Source organism: Enterobacter bugandensis (assembly GCF_900324475.1).
In the GTDB taxonomy this organism is placed as follows: domain Bacteria; phylum Pseudomonadota; class Gammaproteobacteria; order Enterobacterales; family Enterobacteriaceae; genus Enterobacter; species Enterobacter bugandensis.
Window position 1 is genome coordinate 3,482,376 of the sequence record NZ_LT992502.1, and the last position, 17,673, is coordinate 3,500,048.

The 17,673-nt window shown below is 59.5% G+C and carries 14 protein-coding genes; 4 read left to right on the forward strand and 10 right to left on the reverse strand.

Features of this window, described 5'->3' with window-relative positions; all coding sequences use genetic code 11:
- Window positions 1–10: 10 nt before the first annotated feature.
- The 5 genes from DG357_RS16805 to DG357_RS16825 all read right to left on the reverse strand — a co-directional run bounded on the left by DG357_RS16805 (window position 11) and on the right by DG357_RS16825 (window position 7,297).
- The gene (locus DG357_RS16805) at window positions 11–1,558 is read right to left on the reverse strand and encodes a sugar ABC transporter ATP-binding protein (RefSeq protein WP_028014046.1); all 1,548 of its coding nucleotides are present in this window, start codon (window positions 1,556–1,558) and stop codon (window positions 11–13) included.
- A gap of 48 nt (window positions 1,559–1,606) precedes the next feature.
- Window positions 1,607–2,536, reverse strand: coding sequence for a sugar ABC transporter substrate-binding protein (locus DG357_RS16810; RefSeq protein WP_041908742.1), 930 nt, complete (start codon window positions 2,534–2,536; stop codon window positions 1,607–1,609).
- A gap of 31 nt (window positions 2,537–2,567) precedes the next feature.
- Window positions 2,568–3,554: an inositol 2-dehydrogenase gene (gene iolG / locus DG357_RS16815; RefSeq protein WP_088204556.1), complete on the reverse strand. Its 987-nt coding sequence runs from the start codon at window positions 3,552–3,554 to the stop codon at window positions 2,568–2,570.
- 300 nt (window positions 3,555–3,854) lie between these two features.
- A complete protein-coding gene (iolD, locus tag DG357_RS16820) occupies window positions 3,855–5,780 on the reverse strand; it encodes a 3D-(3,5/4)-trihydroxycyclohexane-1,2-dione acylhydrolase (decyclizing) (RefSeq protein ID WP_088204555.1) in 1,926 nt (641 codons plus the stop codon).
- Between the two features lie 11 nt (window positions 5,781–5,791).
- Window positions 5,792–7,297: a CoA-acylating methylmalonate-semialdehyde dehydrogenase gene (locus DG357_RS16825; protein WP_088204554.1), complete on the reverse strand. Its 1,506-nt coding sequence runs from the start codon at window positions 7,295–7,297 to the stop codon at window positions 5,792–5,794.
- A gap of 292 nt (window positions 7,298–7,589) precedes the next feature.
- Here DG357_RS16825 and DG357_RS16830 point away from each other — a divergent pair, with 292 nt between their 5' ends.
- Window positions 7,590–8,420: a MurR/RpiR family transcriptional regulator gene (locus DG357_RS16830; protein WP_008502123.1), complete on the forward strand. Its 831-nt coding sequence runs from the start codon at window positions 7,590–7,592 to the stop codon at window positions 8,418–8,420.
- A 56-nt stretch (window positions 8,421–8,476) separates the two neighbouring features.
- Here DG357_RS16830 and guaA read toward each other — a convergent pair whose 3' ends face one another.
- A complete protein-coding gene (guaA, locus tag DG357_RS16835) occupies window positions 8,477–10,054 on the reverse strand; it encodes a glutamine-hydrolyzing GMP synthase (protein WP_003860599.1) in 1,578 nt (525 codons plus the stop codon).
- A gap of 66 nt (window positions 10,055–10,120) precedes the next feature.
- On the reverse strand, window positions 10,121–11,587 hold the full coding sequence (guaB, locus tag DG357_RS16840) for an IMP dehydrogenase (RefSeq protein WP_014884799.1): 1,467 nt from the start codon (window positions 11,585–11,587) through the stop codon (window positions 10,121–10,123).
- Window positions 11,588–11,745: 158 nt separating this feature from the next.
- Here guaB and xseA point away from each other — a divergent pair, with 158 nt between their 5' ends.
- Genes xseA through DG357_RS16855 form a run of 3 tightly spaced genes read left to right on the forward strand, consistent with a single transcriptional unit; the run spans window position 11,746 to window position 14,548 of the window.
- Window positions 11,746–13,119 carry an exodeoxyribonuclease VII large subunit gene (xseA, locus tag DG357_RS16845; RefSeq protein ID WP_088204553.1) on the forward strand — a complete coding sequence of 458 codons (1,374 nt, stop codon included), beginning with the start codon at window positions 11,746–11,748 and terminating at the stop codon, window positions 13,117–13,119.
- A 58-nt stretch (window positions 13,120–13,177) separates the two neighbouring features.
- The gene (locus tag DG357_RS16850; protein ID WP_028014052.1) at window positions 13,178–14,197 is read left to right on the forward strand and encodes a M4 family metallopeptidase; all 1,020 of its coding nucleotides are present in this window, start codon (window positions 13,178–13,180) and stop codon (window positions 14,195–14,197) included.
- Window positions 14,198–14,548, forward strand: a complete 351-nt coding sequence (locus DG357_RS16855) for a protealysin inhibitor emfourin (protein ID WP_028014053.1) — start codon at window positions 14,198–14,200, stop codon at window positions 14,546–14,548.
- Here DG357_RS16855 and DG357_RS16860 read toward each other — a convergent pair.
- The 3 genes from DG357_RS16860 to DG357_RS16870 are packed head-to-tail and all read right to left on the reverse strand — an operon-like array spanning window position 14,545 to window position 17,451.
- Window positions 14,545–14,766, reverse strand: a complete 222-nt coding sequence (locus tag DG357_RS16860) for a zinc ribbon domain-containing protein (protein WP_028014054.1) — start codon at window positions 14,764–14,766, stop codon at window positions 14,545–14,547. The two genes, DG357_RS16855 and DG357_RS16860, sit on opposite strands and share 4 nt — an antisense overlap.
- Window positions 14,767–14,813: 47 nt before the next feature.
- Window positions 14,814–15,848 carry a Gfo/Idh/MocA family oxidoreductase gene (locus DG357_RS16865; protein ID WP_088204552.1) on the reverse strand — a complete coding sequence of 345 codons (1,035 nt, stop codon included), beginning with the start codon at window positions 15,846–15,848 and terminating at the stop codon, window positions 14,814–14,816.
- Window positions 15,849–15,906: 58 nt separating this feature from the next.
- Window positions 15,907–17,451 (reverse strand): peptide MFS transporter, encoded by a 1,545-nt coding sequence (locus DG357_RS16870; protein WP_041908728.1) that lies wholly within the window; start codon window positions 17,449–17,451, stop codon window positions 15,907–15,909.
- Between the last annotated feature and the right edge of the window lie 222 nt (window positions 17,452–17,673).

Genomic DNA, 17,673 nt, shown 5'->3' on the forward strand with positions numbered 1-17,673 from the left:
AGAAACTCCGTTATGCCGCGTTCAGGGCGTTGTGGTTGATGGCCATCATCGTCATCAGCCGTTCTTCGTTAGCGTCGTCACCGTGGATCTCGCCGGTCACCCGGCCTTCGCTGAGGGTGATGATCCGGTCAGACACCGCCATCACTTCAGGCAGATCGGAGGAGATCACGATCACCGCCACGCCCTTTTTCGCCATGTCAAACAGCACCTGGTGCACTTCCGATTTGGTCCCCACGTCGATGCCGCGCGTCGGCTCATCGACGATCAGCACCCGCGGGTTGAGCGCCATGCAGCGCGCGAGGATCACCTTCTGCTGGTTACCGCCGGAGAGCTTGCGCACCTCCTGCGCGCTGTTGACCATTTTGATCTGCAGGGCCTGCCGGTAGGACTCAATCAGATCGTCCTCTTTACGGGTGTTCACAAACCAGCGCCACTGCAGCAGCGAGGAGAGGCACGAGAGCGACAGGTTGTCGCGAATCGACAGTCCCAGCACCGCCCCCTCTTTTTTACGGTCTTCGGGCACCAGCGCCACGCCCTGGTCGAGGGCATACAGCGGGTCGCGCGGCTGGTACGGCACGCCGTCCAGCTCAAAGCTCCCGGAGGTAAAGGCGTCTGCGCCAAACAGGCAGCGGGCCACCTCGGTGCGTCCCGCGCCCACCAGCCCGGCAATCCCTAAGACCTCCCCGGCATGGACGTGGAAGCTGATGTCGTGCAGGGCGATGCCGTGCGGATCCAGCGGCGGCTTTTCGCGGCTCAGCCCCTTCACCGCCAGGCGGACGGGTTTGTCTTGATGATGGGTTTCGCTGGCGGGGCGACGGTTAAAGGCCACGTCGCGCCCGACCATCAGGCGGATCAGCTGTTCGACGTTGGTCTCCGCCACCGCGCCGGTGCCGGTGAAGCGGCCGTCCTGAAATACGGTGAAGCGATCGCAGAGCTGAAAAACTTCGTGCAGGCGGTGGGTAACGTAAATAATGCTCACGCCGCGGTTTTTAAGCTCCCGCACCACGCGGTGCAGGCTTTCCACCTCGCTGTCGCTCAGCGCGGCGGAAGGTTCGTCCATGATGATCAGGCGAGCGTTGAGGGTCAGCGCCCTGGCTATCTCCACCATCTGCTGCTGGGCGACGCTCAGACGGGCGACAGGCGTGGTCGGCGCAACGTTTAGCTGCAGGTAATCGAGAATGACCTGCGCCTCCTGATTTACCGCCCTTTCGTCGACGATCAGGTTCCGTTTACGCGGCTCGCGCCCGAGAAACATGTTTTCCGCGACGGTCATGTTGGGCAGCAGGTTGAATTCCTGATAGATGGTGATAATGCCCTTGTTCTGCCGTTCCACCGGGGAGTCGTCCACCGGCAGCATTTCGCCGTTGAACCAGATATCCCCGCGGGTTTGCGGCTGCGCGCCCGCAAGCGCCTTCAGCAGCGTGGATTTTCCCGCTCCGTTTTCCCCCAGCAGGGCGTGGATCTCCCCCGCGCCGACGGTCAGCTGGGCGCTGCTTAGCGCCCAGACGCCGGAAAAGCTTTTTGCCAGGTCGGTCACTTTCAGTAAGGGTTGCGACATCGGTCTGCTCCTCCTCATGTTGAGCCGCCAGAGGCGGCTCGGGACATATCAGTTACCGGCCTCACCGATACGCTCAGCCTGCTGCAGGTTCTCTTTGGTGATAAGCGTTGGCGGGTAGTCGGCCCCGGTGATGGCTTTCTTCTCGCGCACGTTGGCCACCAGCTGGCTCATCGCCGTCTGCACCGCAAAGCCCGGACGCTGATCCGCCGTTACCGCCAGCCAGCCGTCGCGCACGCGGGCCAGCGCTTCCGGCACCGCATCAAAGCCGGTCACGAGGATTTCACCCGGCTTCACGCCCTGGCTCTGCAGGGCTTCAATCGCACCCAGCGCCATATCGTCGTTGGCGGAGAGGATCACCTGCGGGCGTTTCGGTAGCGAAGGCAGCACGCTTTCGACGATGCGCATCCCTTCGGAACGCATCCAGTTGCCGGTCTGATCGGCGACGATCTTGTACTTATCCCCGCCCGCCTTCAGGCTGTCGCGGATCCCTTTGGTGCGTTCAATATTGGAAGAGGAACCCGGCTGGCCGGTGAGCAGGATGATCTCTGCCCCGTCGGGGAATTTGGTTTTGACGAAGTCGCCAATCGCCTGGCCGCCTTTGTAGTTGTTGGCGCCAAAGTGGGGCACTTTCTTCTGGCTGTCGACGGAGCGGTCAAGGGTGACCACCGGCAGCTTTGCATCCTGAATTTCATCCACCGCGCTGGAGACCGCGTTCACGTCGTTCGGGGAGACGATAAAGCCCTGCGCCCCGCGGGTGATTGCGTTTTCCAGGTCAGCCACCTGCTTGGGTGAACTGCCCTGCCCGTCCAGTACCTGAAGCTTCACGCCCATCTCTTTCGCGGCTTTCACCGCCGTACGCTGCATGTGAACCTCAAACGGCATGGCCAGGTTTGGCGTACTGAAAACAATCTGCTCGTTTTCGGCGAGGGCGGCCCCGGACGTCATGGCGATGAGGGCGGCTAAGATCAGTTTTTTCATTATTATGTCTCTCTGTGTAGGGTTGTTGTGTTTAGAGGACGATCTCGCGCTGGCTACGCAGCGACTCCAGCGCTTTATCCGCGAGGTACAGCGCACGTTCACCATCATCGCCGCTGCAGTCAGGCACCGCTTCGCCGCGCAGGACCGCAACAAAGTGTTCCCATTCCGCGGCGTAAGCGGATTTGTAGCGCTGCAGGAAGAAGTGTTCCGGCAGCGCGCTGGTGCAGCCCTGTTTGCCGTAGTGCTGCACCTGGTTTTCCAGAATATTGCCGGCGCACAGCAGCCCTTCGGAGCCGTGCAGCTCCAGGCGCTGGTCGTAGCCGTAAGAGGAGCGGCGGCTATTGACGATGGTCGCCATCGCGCCGGAGGCATATTTCAGAACGATAAACGCGGTATCGATATCCCCCGCCTCGCCAATCGCCGGGTCCACCAGGTTACTGCCCTGGGCATACACCGACACCGGCTCTTCGCCCATGATGAAACGGGCCATGTCGAAGTCGTGAATGGTCATATCGCGGAACATGCCGCCGGAGACGCGCACGTACTCCGCGGGCGGCGGAGACGGGTCGCGGGAGATGATCAGCAACGATTCCGGCTTGCCGATGCGCCCGGCCTGGGCATCGGTTTTCACGCGGCGGAACTGCGGGTCAAAGCGGCGGTTAAAGCCGATGAACAGCGGCACGTCGTACTCTTTAACCACTTTCAGGCAGTCGCGCACGCGGGCGAGGTCGAGGTGTACCGGCTTTTCGCAGAAGATAGCCTTGCCGTGGCGGGCGGCCATTTCAATCAGATCCGCGTGGGTGTCGGTGGCGGAGGCGATCAGCACGGCGTGAACGTTAGGGTCGGTCATCGCCTCACTCACGCTCTGCTGGCGGGCCTGATACTGTGCGGCGAGACGGGTGGCAAATTCCTGATTCGGGTCAACCACGGACCAGAGCGTGGTCGCGCCGTGGCTGGCGATGTTAGCTGCATGTACCTGGCCAATTCGGCCAGCGCCCAGTAAAGCAATGTTAAACATAACGGCTCCCGGTGTTGATGAATGCTGTGAACTAACGACCCTATAAATAAAACATTTATTTCATTTTTATAAATAGTGAAAATTATGTTTTTGAGTGCGGGTTAACACTTTTGAGATGTATGAGATAATTTTTGTTATCAATCTCACAACATGAAAGAAGGTACTGCTCACCCCTCACCCCGGCCCTCTCCCCAAAGGAGCGAGGGAGAAAAGAGTGCACCACCCCATCCCCTCTCCACTTTTGGGAGAGGGTTAGGGTGAGGGGAAAATGAAATGAAAATTTCGTTAAGACAGGAAAACTCAATACTGACGGGCTTTTTTCACCTGCGCCTGCGTTTGCTCCGCGGCCTCACGCACGGCAGACGACTCTGCCACCTGCGCGTCACCGGTTCGCCACCACGAGGCGTAGTCATGGGTCATGGTCTTCGGCAATACCTTGATGTCCAGCAGCGTCGGGCCCGGATGGGCGCGTGACGCCTCAAGCGCCGCCAGCAGGCTCTGCTCGTCGTTCACCCGCCACGCGCGACAGCCGTAGCTTTCCGCGTTTTGCGCAAAATCGACTTTCACCAGCTGCCCGTCAAGCCGCCCGGTTTCCGGGCTGCGATGGCGGTTTTCCGTGCCGAAGCTGCCCATCCCGTGCCCCATCTGCAGGTTGTTAATGCAGCCGAAGCTGGCGTTATCAAACAGCAGAACGGTGACCTTAATGCCCTCCTGCACGGCGGTTTGCAGCTCGGAGTGCAGCATCATGTAGGAGCCATCCCCCACCATGGCGTAAACCGGCTGCCCGGGGCGGGCGAGCTTCGCGCCGATGGCCGCCGCAATCTCGTAGCCCATGCAGGAGTAGCCGTACTCCAGGTGATAGCTGTCCGGCGTTTTGACCTGCCAGAGGCGCTGTAAATCTCCCGGCAGCGAACCGGCCGCGCCCACCACGATGGCGTTATCTTCCACATGCTGATTGATCAGCCCCAGCACCCGCGTCTGGGTCAGGCGGGTGTTGAGCGTCTCGCCGTATTCCGTCAGCTGCGCGTCCAGATGCCCCGCCACTTCGGGCGCGTCGTCCGGATGCCACTGGCGATCCCACAAGCGGCGGCACTCATCGCGCCACGCGGATTTCGCCTGGGCGATCGCCTCTCCCCAGCCGCTGCGGTAATCGCCGAGCGCGTGGGTTAAGGCCTGGAGCCCGGTTTGGGCATCGGCAATCAGCGCGGTGGCGTCCAGCTTCAGGGCGTCAAACTCGGCCACGTTCAGCAGCAGGAATTCGACGTCCGGGTGGGAAAAGAGCGCCTTGGAGCCGGTGGTAAAGTCGGTCAGGCGCGTGCCGACGCCAATCACTAAGTCAGCCTGTGGCGCGAGCTGGTTGGCGGCCATTCCGCCCGTCACTCCTACGCCGCCGAGGTTAAGTGGGTGGTCACTTACCAGCGCCCCCTTCCCGGCCTGCGTTTCGGCAAACGGCAGCTGCAGCGTCTCGACAAATTCGCGAAACGCCTCATGCGCGCCGGAGTAACGCACGCCGCCGCCGCACACCACCAGCGGACGGCGCTTGCGGGCGATCAGCGCCCGCGCCTGCGCCAGTCGCTGCGGATCGGGCGGACGGCGTTCGATGTGGTGCACCCGACGCGCGAAGAAGCTTAGCGGGTAGTCCCACGCTTCCCCTTGCACGTCCTGCGGCAGACAGAGGGTCACCGCTCCGGTATCTGCGGGGTCAGTAAGCGTTCGCATCGCGCTTAGCATGGCGCTCATGAGCTGCTCGGGGCGGTTGATGCGGTCCCAGTAGCGGGAAACCGGACGGAAGCAGTCGTTGGTGCTGATGCTGAGATCGTGATACTGCTCGATCTGCTGCAGCACCGGGTCCGGCTGGCGGCTGGCGTAGATATCACCCGGCAGCAGTAAAAGCGGGATGCGGTTCGCCGTGGCGGTGGCCGCTGCCGTGACCATATTGGCGGCGCCCGGCCCGACTGAGGAGGTGACGGCAAAAATGCGCTGGCGGCGGTGCTGTTTGGCGAATCCCGTCGCCATGTGGGCAATGCCCTGCTCGTTGCACCCCTGCATGATTTTCAGATGACCGGGATCCTGCTCCAGCGCCTGGCCAATACCCAGCACGTTGCCGTGCCCAAAGATCGTCGCCACGCCCTCCACAAAGGGCGTTTCGTTGCCGTCAACGCTGACATACTGTTGATTCAGGAACCGGACCAGCGCCTGGGCCATGGTCATACGTTCGGTTTGCATAATACCTCCTGTCAGCCCAGCGTCGGCATGGAGAAGGCAGCGCCTGTCTCCTGCTGCATTTCCGGCCAGCGCGCGGTGATGGTTTTCATTCGGGTGTAGAAACGCACGCCGTCGTTGCCGTGCACGTTGAGCGCGCCAAAGATGGAACGCTTCCAGCCACCGAAACTGTGGAACGCCATCGGCACCGGGATCGGCACGTTGACCCCCACCATGCCCGCCTGCACCTCTTCGCAGAAGCGGCGCGCGCAGCCGCCGTCACGGGTGAAGATCGCCGAGCCATTACCATATTCATGGCGGTTAATGAGGTCCACCGCGCTGGCGTAATCTGCTACGCGCACCACAGAAAGCACCGGGCCAAAAATCTCTTCTTTATAGATGGTCATCTCGGGTGTGACGCTATCGAACAGCGTCGGCCCGACGAAGTAGCCCTGCTCGTGGCCCTTCACGCTGAAGCCGCGCCCGTCCACGCGCAGTTTCGCCCCCTGCGCTTCCCCGCTGTCGATATAGCCCAGCACCTTGCTGCGGTGCGCGGAGGAGATAAGCGGCCCCATTTCGTTTTCCGGCGTCTGGTCCAGCCCCGGCCCGACGCGTAGCGCTTCAATCTGTTTTTCCAGCCGGGTGCAGAGGTCATCGGCGGTTTTATCCCCCACCGCCAGCACCACTGAAAGCGCCATGCAGCGTTCCCCCGCCGCGCCGTAGGCCGCGCCCATGATGGCGTTGGTCGCCATCTCCATGTCGGCATCCGGCATTAAAATGCAGTGGTTTTTCGCGCCGCCCAGCGCCTGACAGCGCTTACCGTGGGAGGAGGCGGTCTGGTAAATGTATTCGGCAATCGGCGTGGAGCCGACAAAGCTCACCGCCTGCACGCGCGGGTCGGTCAGGAGCACGTCAACGGACTCTTTATCCCCCTGCACCACGTTGAAGACGCCGTCCGGCAGGCCTGCCTCTTTTAGCAGCTGTGCCAGCGCGAGCGCGAGAGAAGGGTCTTTTTCCGACGGCTTCAGCACGAAGGTATTCCCGGTCGCCAGCGCAATGGGGAACATCCACATCGGCACCATCGCCGGGAAGTTAAACGGCGTGATCCCGGCGCAGACGCCGAGCGGCTGCATCAGCGAGTGGCTGTCGACGCCGGTACCGACGTTCGCAGAGTGTTCACCCTTTTGCAGATGCGGGATACCGCAGGCAAATTCCACCACTTCCAGGCCGCGGGTCAGTTCGCCCACCGCGTCGGAGAAAACCTTGCCGTGCTCTTCGCTGATGATGCGGGCCAGGCGCGTCATGTTCTCTTCCAGCAGCGCCTTGAAGCGGAACATCACGCGCGCGCGCTTAAGCGGAGCCTGGCGCGCCCACGCGGGAAACGCCTGCTGCGCGGCGGCAATCGCCTGCTCCGTTTCCTGCGCCGTACTCATCACCACCTGGCGGATCTGCTCGCCGGTGGCCGGGTTGAAGATCGCCTGAACGCGCTGGCCTGAACCGGTGACACATTCGCCGTGAATAAAATTCGCTACCGTCTCCATCCTTAACCTCTCGCTGTTGATACGTGACTGTTACCTGAACGCTGTGTACAGGACACTATATATGAAACAAATATTCCATTTTAAGTTGAAATAAAATAAATGATGATTATTGTGATCAAGGATGGATTTTTATGTTTACAGCCAGCAACACTGACGCTGCGTGCGCTATTAAGGGATTTCGGGCGAGGAAATGACTGAAGCTTCTGTTTCATTTTTGCTGCCAGATGGATGGCCGACATTTAAAAGACGCGGTTTTGCGTTTAGAATCATCAGACTGTATTTGGGGGATAACATGACGACAGCAACCAGCCTGAACGAACTGCAGCAGCAAATCCGCGATCGCTACGATAGCCTGAGCAAGAGGCTGCAGCAGGTCTCCCGCTACGTGCTGGATAACACCAACAGCGTGGCCTTTGATACGGTTGCCGTCATTGCCGAGCGCGCCGACGTGCCGCCTTCGACGCTGATCCGCTTTGCTAACGCCTTTGACTTCACCGGCTTCAACGAAATGAAACAGCTGTTTCGCATGAACCTGGTGGAGGAGACGGCCAGCTACAGCGACCGCGCGCGGCTGTTCCGCGAAATGGAGAGCGAGGCCGTGCCGGAAACGCCGCTCGATATTCTGCAGGAGTTCGCCCGCTCGAACGCGCAGGCGCTACAGCAGCTGGCCGCCCGCGCCGAGCCGGAAATGTTGGAGCGCGCGGTACAGCTGCTGGCCGACGCCGACACTATCTACATCGCCGGACTGCGCCGCTCGTTTAGCGTCGCGGCCTACCTCACCTACGCCCTGAGCCACCTGGAGTGCCGCCCTATCCTGCTCGACGGCATGGGCGGGATGCTGCGCGAGCAAATCAGCCGCATTAAGGCGCGCGACATCGTGGTGTCGATCAGCTTCTCGCCATACGCGGAAGAGACGGTGATGGTCAGCGAAACCGCCGCCAGCGTCGGCGCCCGGCAGATCGTGATTACGGACAGCCAGATAAGCCCGCTGGCAACGTTCAGCGATCTCTGCTTTGTGGTGAAGGAGGCGCAGGTGGATGCGTTCCGGTCTCAGTCGGCAACGCTGTGCCTGGTGCAGTCGCTGGTGGTGGCGCTGGCGTATCGGTTGGGCGAAGGGAAATAAGGCAATAAAAAACCCCCTGCGCAGGCAGAGGGTTTGGGTGTTAATTCAGAGGGAAATCATTCCCACTCAATCGTAGCCGGTGGCTTACCGCTGATGTCATACACCACGCGGGAAATACCGTTCACTTCGTTGATGATGCGGTTAGACACGCGGCCTAAGAAGTCATACGGCAGGTGCGCCCAGTGTGCGGTCATGAAGTCGATGGTTTCCACCGCACGCAGGGAAACAACCCAGTCGTACTTACGGCCATCGCCCATGACGCCGACGGAGCGAACCGGCAGGAACACGGTGAACGCCTGGCTTACCTTGTTGTACAGGTCAGCTTTGTGCAGTTCTTCGATGAAGATCGCGTCCGCGCGACGCAGCAGGTCGCAGTACTCTTTCTTCACTTCGCCCAGCACGCGCACGCCCAGACCCGGCCCCGGGAACGGGTGACGGTAGAGCATGTCGTACGGCAGACCCAGTTCCAGACCGATCTTACGCACTTCGTCTTTGAACAGCTCGCGCAGCGGTTCAACCAGGCCCATCTTCATCTCTTTCGGCAGGCCGCCCACGTTGTGGTGAGATTTGATGACGTGCGCTTTACCGGTTGCGGAGGCCGCAGACTCGATCACGTCCGGGTAGATGGTACCCTGCGCCAGCCACTTCACGTCTTCCAGCTTCAGCGCTTCTTCGTCGAATACTTCCACGAAGACGCGACCGATGATTTTACGTTTCGCTTCCGGATCGTTCTCGCCTTTCAGCGCGTCCAGGAAGCGCTGCTCGCCTTCCACGTGAACGATGTTCAGACCGAAGTGGTCGCCGAACATGTCCATGACCTGCTTCGCTTCGTTCAGACGCAGCAGACCGTTGTCCACGAAGACGCAGGTCAGGTTTTTGCCGATGGCACGGTGCAGCAGCATCGCGGTGACGGAGGAGTCCACGCCGCCGGAGAGGCCGAGGATCACTTTGTCATCGCCAACCTGCTGGCGGATACGCTCAACGGCGTCATCGATGATTTTTGCCGGGGTCCACAGGGCTTCACACTGGCAGATGTCACGCACGAAGCGCTCCAGCATGCGCATACCCTGACGGGTGTGGGTCACTTCCGGGTGGAACTGCACGCCGTAGAAGCGTTTTTCTTCGTTCGCCATGATGGCGAACGGGCAGCTTTCGGTGCTGGCTACGGTCACGAAGTCGGATGGGATGGCGGTAACCTTGTCGCCATGGCTCATCCACACGTCCAGCAGCGGCTTGCCGTCTGCGGTCAGGGAGTCTTCGATACCGCGCACCAGCGCGCTGTCGGTGACAACTTCAACCTGCGCGTAGCCAAACTCACGCTCGTTAGAGCCTTCTACGTGACCGCCCAGCTGCATCGCCATGGTCTGCATGCCGTAGCAGACGCCGAATACCGGCACGCCCGCTTCGAACACGTACTGCGGCGCGCGCGGGCTGTTCTCTTCGGTGGTGCTTTCCGGGCCGCCGGACAGGATGATGCCGCTTGGATTGAATTCGCGAATCTGTGCTTCCGTGACATCCCACGCCCACAGCTCACAGTAAACGCCCAGTTCACGCACGCGGCGCGCGACCAACTGAGTGTACTGAGAACCGAAGTCCAGGATGAGAATGCGATGTTTATGAATGTTTTCCGTCATTGACGCTAATTCCGAGGCAAGTGAAACAAAACAAAGCGCCCGGCAGAAGCCGGGCGCGGAAACTTATCAGGAGCCCAGACGGTAGTTCGGGGACTCTTTGGTGATCGTCACGTCGTGAACGTGGCTCTCCTGGATACCCGCACCGCTGATGCGTACGAATTCCGCTTTGGTACGCAGCAGGTCAATGGTACCACAGCCGGTCAGACCCATACAGGAACGCAGGCCGCCCATCTGCTGGTGAATGATCTCTTTCAGACGGCCTTTATAGGCCACGCGGCCTTCGATACCTTCCGGTACCAGTTTGTCAGCAGCGTTATCGGTCTGGAAGTAACGGTCAGAGGAACCTTTGGACATCGCGCCCAGGGAGCCCATTCCACGGTAAGATTTGTAAGAACGGCCCTGGTAGAGTTCGATTTCGCCCGGGGATTCTTCGGTACCAGCGAGCATGGAGCCAACCATTACGGCAGCAGCGCCCGCGGCGATGGCTTTAGCAATGTCGCCAGAGAAGCGGATACCGCCGTCAGCGATAACCGGAATACCGGTGCCTTCCAGCGCTTCAACCGCGTCAGAAACCGCGGTGATCTGTGGAACGCCCACGCCGGTCACGATACGGGTGGTACAGATGGAGCCAGGGCCGATACCCACTTTCACCGCGCTGCAGCCGGCGTCAGCCAGCGCGCGAGCGCCTGCGCCCGTCGCCACGTTGCCGCCAATGATCTGCAGGTCAGGGTATTTTGCACGGGTGTCGCGAATACGCTGCAGCACGCCTTCGGAGTGGCCGTGAGAGGAGTCAATCAGCAGGACATCAACGCCCGCCGCCACCAGCGCGTCAACGCGCTCTTCGTTACCTGCACCCGCGCCTACGGCAGCGCCGACGCGCAGACGGCCATGCTCGTCTTTACAGGCGTTCGGTTTACGCTCTGCTTTCTGGAAATCTTTAACGGTGATCATGCCGCGCAGGTGGAAGTTCGCATCCACAACCAGCGCTTTCTCAACGCGTTTTTCGTGCATTTTCGCCAGCACCACGTCGCGAGTTTCGCCTTCGCGGACGGTCACCAGACGCTCTTTTGGCGTCATGTAGACGCTGACAGGCTGGTTCAGGTCAGTCACAAAGCGCACGTCACGACCGGTGATGATGCCCACCAGTTCATTGTCTTCGGTCACTACCGGGTAGCCGGCAAAGCCGTTACGTTCGGTCAGGGCTTTCACTTCGTGCAGGGTAGTGGTTGGCAGAACGGTCTGAGGGTCGGACACGATGCCGGACTCATGCTTCTTCACGCGGCGAACTTCTTCCGCCTGACGCTCGATAGACATGTTTTTGTGGATAAAGCCAATGCCGCCTTCCTGTGCCAGGGCGATAGCCAGGCGCGCTTCAGTCACGGTGTCCATTGCCGCGGAGAGCATAGGAATGTTCAGACGAATGGTTTTCGTCAACTGCGTGCTGAGGTCGGCAGTATTCGGCAGAACGGTGGAATGAGCGGGAACGAGGAGGACGTCGTCAAACGTCAGTGCTTCTTTAGCGATACGTAGCATGGGCAATATCTCTGACCTGGGTGGTTAAATATTGCCGTGGCATTATACAGAGCGTAACCGATTGCATCTACACTTTTTTGAAAAAATGCTTGCGAATGCCTCTCAGCAGGTTACTATCGACTGAATAACTTGCTGATTTAGAATTTGATCCCGCTCACATGTTATCCTCTCAATCCCCCTCAATTTATACTGTCAGCCGCCTTAATCAGACGGTGCGTTTGCTGCTTGAGCAGGAAATGGGGCAGGTCTGGATCAGCGGTGAAATCTCAAACTTCACGCAGCCGTCTTCCGGACACTGGTACTTTACCTTAAAAGACGATACCGCCCAGGTGCGCTGCGCGATGTTCCGTAACAGCAACCGCCGCGTGCCGTTCCGTCCGCAGCACGGCCAGCAGGTTCTGGTTCGCGCCAATATCACCCTGTATGAGCCGCGCGGCGATTATCAAATCATCGTTGAAAGCATGCAGCCCGCGGGCGAAGGTCTGCTGCAGCAAAAGTATGAACAGTTAAAGGCGAAGCTCTCCGAAGAGGGACTTTTCGACCAACAGTTCAAAAAGCCGCTGCCCTCACCTGCCCACTGCGTGGGTGTCATCACCTCGAAAACCGGTGCCGCCCTGCACGACATTTTGCACGTACTGAAGCGTCGCGATCCTTCCCTGCCCGTCATTATCTACCCGACCGCCGTTCAGGGTGACGATGCGCCAGGCCAGATTGTACGCGCCATTGAACTGGCAAATGCGCGTAAGGAGTGTGACGTGTTGATCGTCGGGCGCGGCGGCGGCTCGCTGGAAGACCTGTGGAGCTTTAACGACGAGCGCGTGGCGCGGGCAATCTTTGCAAGCGAGATCCCCGTGGTGAGCGCCGTCGGGCATGAAACGGACGTGACAATCGCGGATTTTATTGCGGATCTGCGTGCGCCTACGCCGTCCGCGGCGGCGGAAGTGGTGAGCCGTAACCAGCTGGAGCTGCTGCGTCAGCTTCAGAACGGCCAGCAGCGTCTTGAAATGGCGATGGACTACTTCCTTGCCAACCGTACCCGCCGCTTTACCCAGCTTCATCACCGTCTTCAGCAGCAGCACCCGCAGCTTCGTCTGGCGCGTCAGCAGACCGTGCTGGAACGCCTGCGTCAGCGCATGAACTTTGCGCTTGATAATCAGCTTAAGCGCGCGGTGACGCGCCAGCAGCGTGTGACCCAGCGCCTGAACCAGCAGAATCCGCAGCCGAAAATCTATCGTGCGCAAACGCGCATTCAGCAGCTGGAATATCGTCTGGCGGAGACTCTCCGGGCGCGCCTGAGCACCACACGTGAGCGTTTTGGCAACGCGGTGACCCATCTGGAAGCCGTCAGCCCCCTCTCCACGCTGGCGCGCGGCTATAGCGTAACGACAGCAGCGGACGGCAAAGTGCTGAAGCAAACCAAACAGGTGAACACCGGTGACGTTCTTACCACCCGCCTGTCTGATGGCTGGGTGGAAAGCGAAGTGAAATCAATTAAACCGGTGAAAAAGACGCGTCAGCGCAAAACCGGATAATTCTTCGCCGGTTACTTACTATACTGCTGCTATTCCCTTTTTTAATAAGGAGAGCAGCATGTCCCATCTTCGTAGCGTTATTCCCCCTTATATTCTTCGTCGTATTATCGAAAGCGGTTCCGAACCGCAGCAGCGCTATGCCCGTCAGACCTTAACCCACGTCCAGACGCTGATGGCGCATATGCCGGGCAAACCCGCCGCGCCGCACGTGAATAAAGCCGGTCAGCTTGAGCGCGATATCTACGATGCGAAACAGACCCAGGAGCTGCCGGGTACCCAGGTGCGTTACGAGGGCCAGCCGTCGAATGGCGATGTGGCCGTGGATGAGGCGTACGATTATTTGGGTATCACCCATGATTTCTTCTGGAAAGAATATCAGCGTGATTCGCTCGATAATAAGGGGCTGATTTTGACCGGCACCGTTCACTATGGCCGGGAATATCAGAACGCCTTCTGGAACGGTCAGCAGATGGTGTTTGGCGACGGCGACGGGGAGATCTTTAACCGCTTTACGATTGCCATCGACGTGGTGGCACACGAGCTGAGCCACGGCGTCACCGAGACCGAAGCCGGGCTAATTTATTTCGAACAGTCAGGCGCGCTGAATGAGTCCCTGTCAGACGTGTTTGGTTCTCTGGTGAAACAGTACCATCTCAAGCAAACCGCCGATAAAGCAGACTGGTTGATTGGTGAAGGGCTGCTGGCCGCGGGCATTAACGGCAAAGGGCTGCGCTCCATGTCTGAACCCGGCACCGCCTACGACGATCCCCTGCTCGGCAAAGACCCGCAGCCCGCGCACATGAAAGATTTCATCAAAACGCGCGAGGATAACGGCGGCGTCCATCTTAACTCCGGCATCCCCAACCGGGCGTTTTACCTGGCCGCGACGGCGATCGGCGGTTACGCCTGGGAAAAAGCCGGTTATGCCTGGTACGACACGGTTTGCGATCGCAATCTGGCGCAAGATGCGGATTTTGATGCCTTCGCAAAACTGACGATAGCGCACGGAGAGAAACGTTCCGGTAGCGACGTCGGGGCGGCGATAAAACAGGCCTGGGAACAGGTGGGAGTGCTGTAAATGCAGGTTCCGGAACTGACGGATGACGCCGTGGTTGAGCTGGCCCGGGAAGGCGGCGTCGCTTTTATTCCTAAGCTGAGCGGCCAGCGTACCATCGCGCTCTCCTCGCTTAATGAGGCCCAGCGCCAGCGCCTGGTGAGCATCCTGGAGCAGGCCTTTCCACGCGGTCAGCCGCCGGGTCAGACGTCGTCACCCGGCAGCGGTGACCAGCGCTATTTCCGCATCCAGATTATCTGGACCGGCCAAAATCAGGCGCACTATGCCGATATCATCGTGCTGGTACCCGAGCAGGAAGCGCCCGAGTCGCTGGTCGAGCTGTGGAAAAAAGGCGAAGACTGCGTGTGCGATTAATCTTCGGCCGGAACAAACTCCACGCGCTTTTTAGAAATTAAGCCGTGGCCGTTCTGGCAGAAATAGTCCACCGCCCCGCAGGCCTTTAAGACCTGGAGTGGCTGATGGCACTCCGGGCAGCGGGCTTCGAGCGCAATATCTTTATTACAGCTGTCGCAGTGCGCCGCTCCGTTCAGGGGTTCAAGCTGTGCCTGGCAATCCGGGCAGGTAATGGTCATGGTGTCTCCTTCAGGGCGTTCAGGTCTGCGATAATTTTACCACGTCTTCAGTGCGGGCCACGCAACTGTTGCTGCAAGGTCAGCAGCAGCGCCACCTCATCGATCCTGCGGCGCGTTGTGCGGCTCACCTCCTGTGGATCGCGCTCAAACAGACTGTTTGCGCCAAGAATATGACAGGCAAGACAGCGTTCGTAGATCGTGCCGGGGATATGCCAGCGCTGAATAGTCTTACCTTTAACTAGCTCCAGCACATCTTCCGCGCCGCGTCGGTCGTAGTTGATAATGCGGCCGTCGCGTAAATAGAGACGCAGGCCCTTTTGCCCGCCCGCGGGTCCCGCGTATTTATTAAGCCAGATATCCACCGGCACGCCGCTGATGGTTCCCTGCAAGTGCGCCTCGCCTTCTGCGGTGGTCAGGTCACCCTTTGCGATATCGTGGCCCAGGCGGTCTTTAGCCGTTACCATCTGCAGCGTCATATCGTCCTGACCGCCCAGATAGCGCAGCGTTTCACGCAGCATCGCCAGCACGTGCGTTCCGATATCCAGAATCACGCCGTCCGGGTGGCGAAGCGTTCTGGTATCCGGTTCTCCGGTCGCGAAATTGAGCGCGATGGGTTCCCCTGCGGCGTTATATCCGCTCGGCTCCTGCAAAAAACCTTCGATTCTGGCAATGTCAGATACATGGCCGACCAGCGACTGCTCCACTGTTTCGATGCGCGCCATCCAGTGGTCGAGCGCCAGCACGCGGGACGCCACGCCGGGCGTTGCCAGCAGCGCGTTGAGTTTTTCGATTTGAGGAAGCGTGGCGACAATCGGTTTTTCAATCACAATCCGCGGAACCGGCGAGGCAATCGCCAGCTCAAGCACCTCAAGGTGGTGCAGCGATGCGGTGGTAATAAAAAGGGTATCCAGCGGGGTGGCTAAAAGCGCAGCAAGCGAGGCGCAGCGCGTAACGCCTTCAGGATGCTTTGCGGGGAGAACATCAAAGCCGAAACAACGAACAGCGTCATCGAACAGATTACGTAGTGCGGGCAGATACGCTGTTTCCACTACCGCACCAAGACCAACAAATCCTAACTGCATGGTTTCACCTCAGGAAGTACAGTGCCGGGGCATAACGCCTGCCCCGGCACACTGAGGTTTATGAGGCGCTAGCTGCCGGTTTAGTTTGTGCATTTTCCAGCATGCGGCGCACCGGAACAATGAGGACGATCAGCACTGCGGCACAAATCAGCAGCGCGATGGAGCAGCGCGCGAAGAGATCCGGCAGCATATCCAGCTGGTCGGCCTTCACGTGACCGCCAATCAGGCCCGCCGCCAGGTTACCCAGCGCGCTGGCGCAGAACCACAGCCCCATCATCTGGCCGCGCATTCTCTCCGGCGCCAGCAGGGTCATGGTCGCCAGACCGATCGGGCTCAGGCACAGCTCACCCAGCGTCAGCATTAAGATACTGCCCACCAGCCAGAACGGCGACACGCCCGCCCCGCCGTTGCTCAGCACGTTCTGTGCCGCCAGCATCATCAGGCCAAAGCCCGCTGCCGCACACAGAATACCGATAACAAACTTGGTGATGCTGCTCGGGCGAATGTTCATGCTCGCGAGCTTTGGCCATGCCCAGCTGAACACCGGGGCCAGCAGGATGATGAACAGGGCGTTGATCGACTGGAACCACACCGCCGGAATTTCAAAATCACCGATCATGCGGTTAGTGTAGTCGTTGGCAAACAGGTTGAACGAGGTTGGCTTCTGCTCAAACGCGGACCAGAAGAACGCAGCGGAGACCAGCAGAATAAAGCAGACCAGCAGCCTGGCGCGCTCTTTACGGTTCAGGCCCGCGAAGATGAACAGGTAAATGAAGTAGAGGGCAACGGACGCCGCAATTACGTAGACCAGCACGCTGGCTACCGCGACCGGGTTAATGACAATCACGCCCTGCGCGATCAGCGTCACGAGCGTTGCCACGCCTGCCGCCAGCGCCAGCAGCCAGACGCCCACGCCGTTGCGCTTCACCACCGGGCTGTTCCATGTCGAGTCCAGACCGACTTCGCTGTCGTAGCGCTTCATCGCCGGAACCGCAAACACGCGGAAGATAATCAGCGCCACCAGCATCCCGATGCCGCCAATACCAAAGCCCCAGTGCCAGCCGTGGGTTTTTATCAGCCAGCCGGAAATCAGCGGGGCGATGAACGAGCCCATATTAATGCCCATGTAGAACAGCGAGAAACCGCCGTCACGACGCGCATCGCCTTTTTTATACAGGGTGCCGACCATCACCGAGATACAGGTTTTGAACAGGCCAGAGCCGAGCACGATGAACATCAAGCCGATAAAGAACAGGTTGTTGCCCATGATAGCCGACAACGCAATCGACAGGTGGCCGAGCGCGATCAGAATCGAACCGTACCAGACGGCTCTCTGCTGGCCGAGCCAGTTATCCGCCAGCCAGCCGCCCGGCAGCGCGGCCAGGTACATGGTACCGGCAAAAATACCGACAATCGCCGAGGCGTTTTCACGCGCCAGGCCCATCCCGCCGTCATAGACGGTGGCGGCCATAAATAGGATCAGCAGCGGGCGAATGCCGTAGAACGAGAAACGCTCCCACATCTCGGTAAAGAACAGCGAACCGAGCGGATAAGGATGGCCGAAGAAGGTTCGGCTCTCTTTTTGATTAACAGAGGATTGCATAATTCTCCCGAAAGGTATGTGTCGTGCTTGTAAACACCAGCAGGTACGCCGGCCAGTTACGTATCTGACCGATTTTTTACATGCGGCGAAAAGTTAGTTAACCATTTGATAACCAGTCGCTAGTTTTGTCTAGTACCGGACCAGGGACTTTAAGATGAAAATTCGACGATTGTCTACTTTTCTGGATTTAAAGATGGTTGGGAGTGAATAGTGATTGACTTC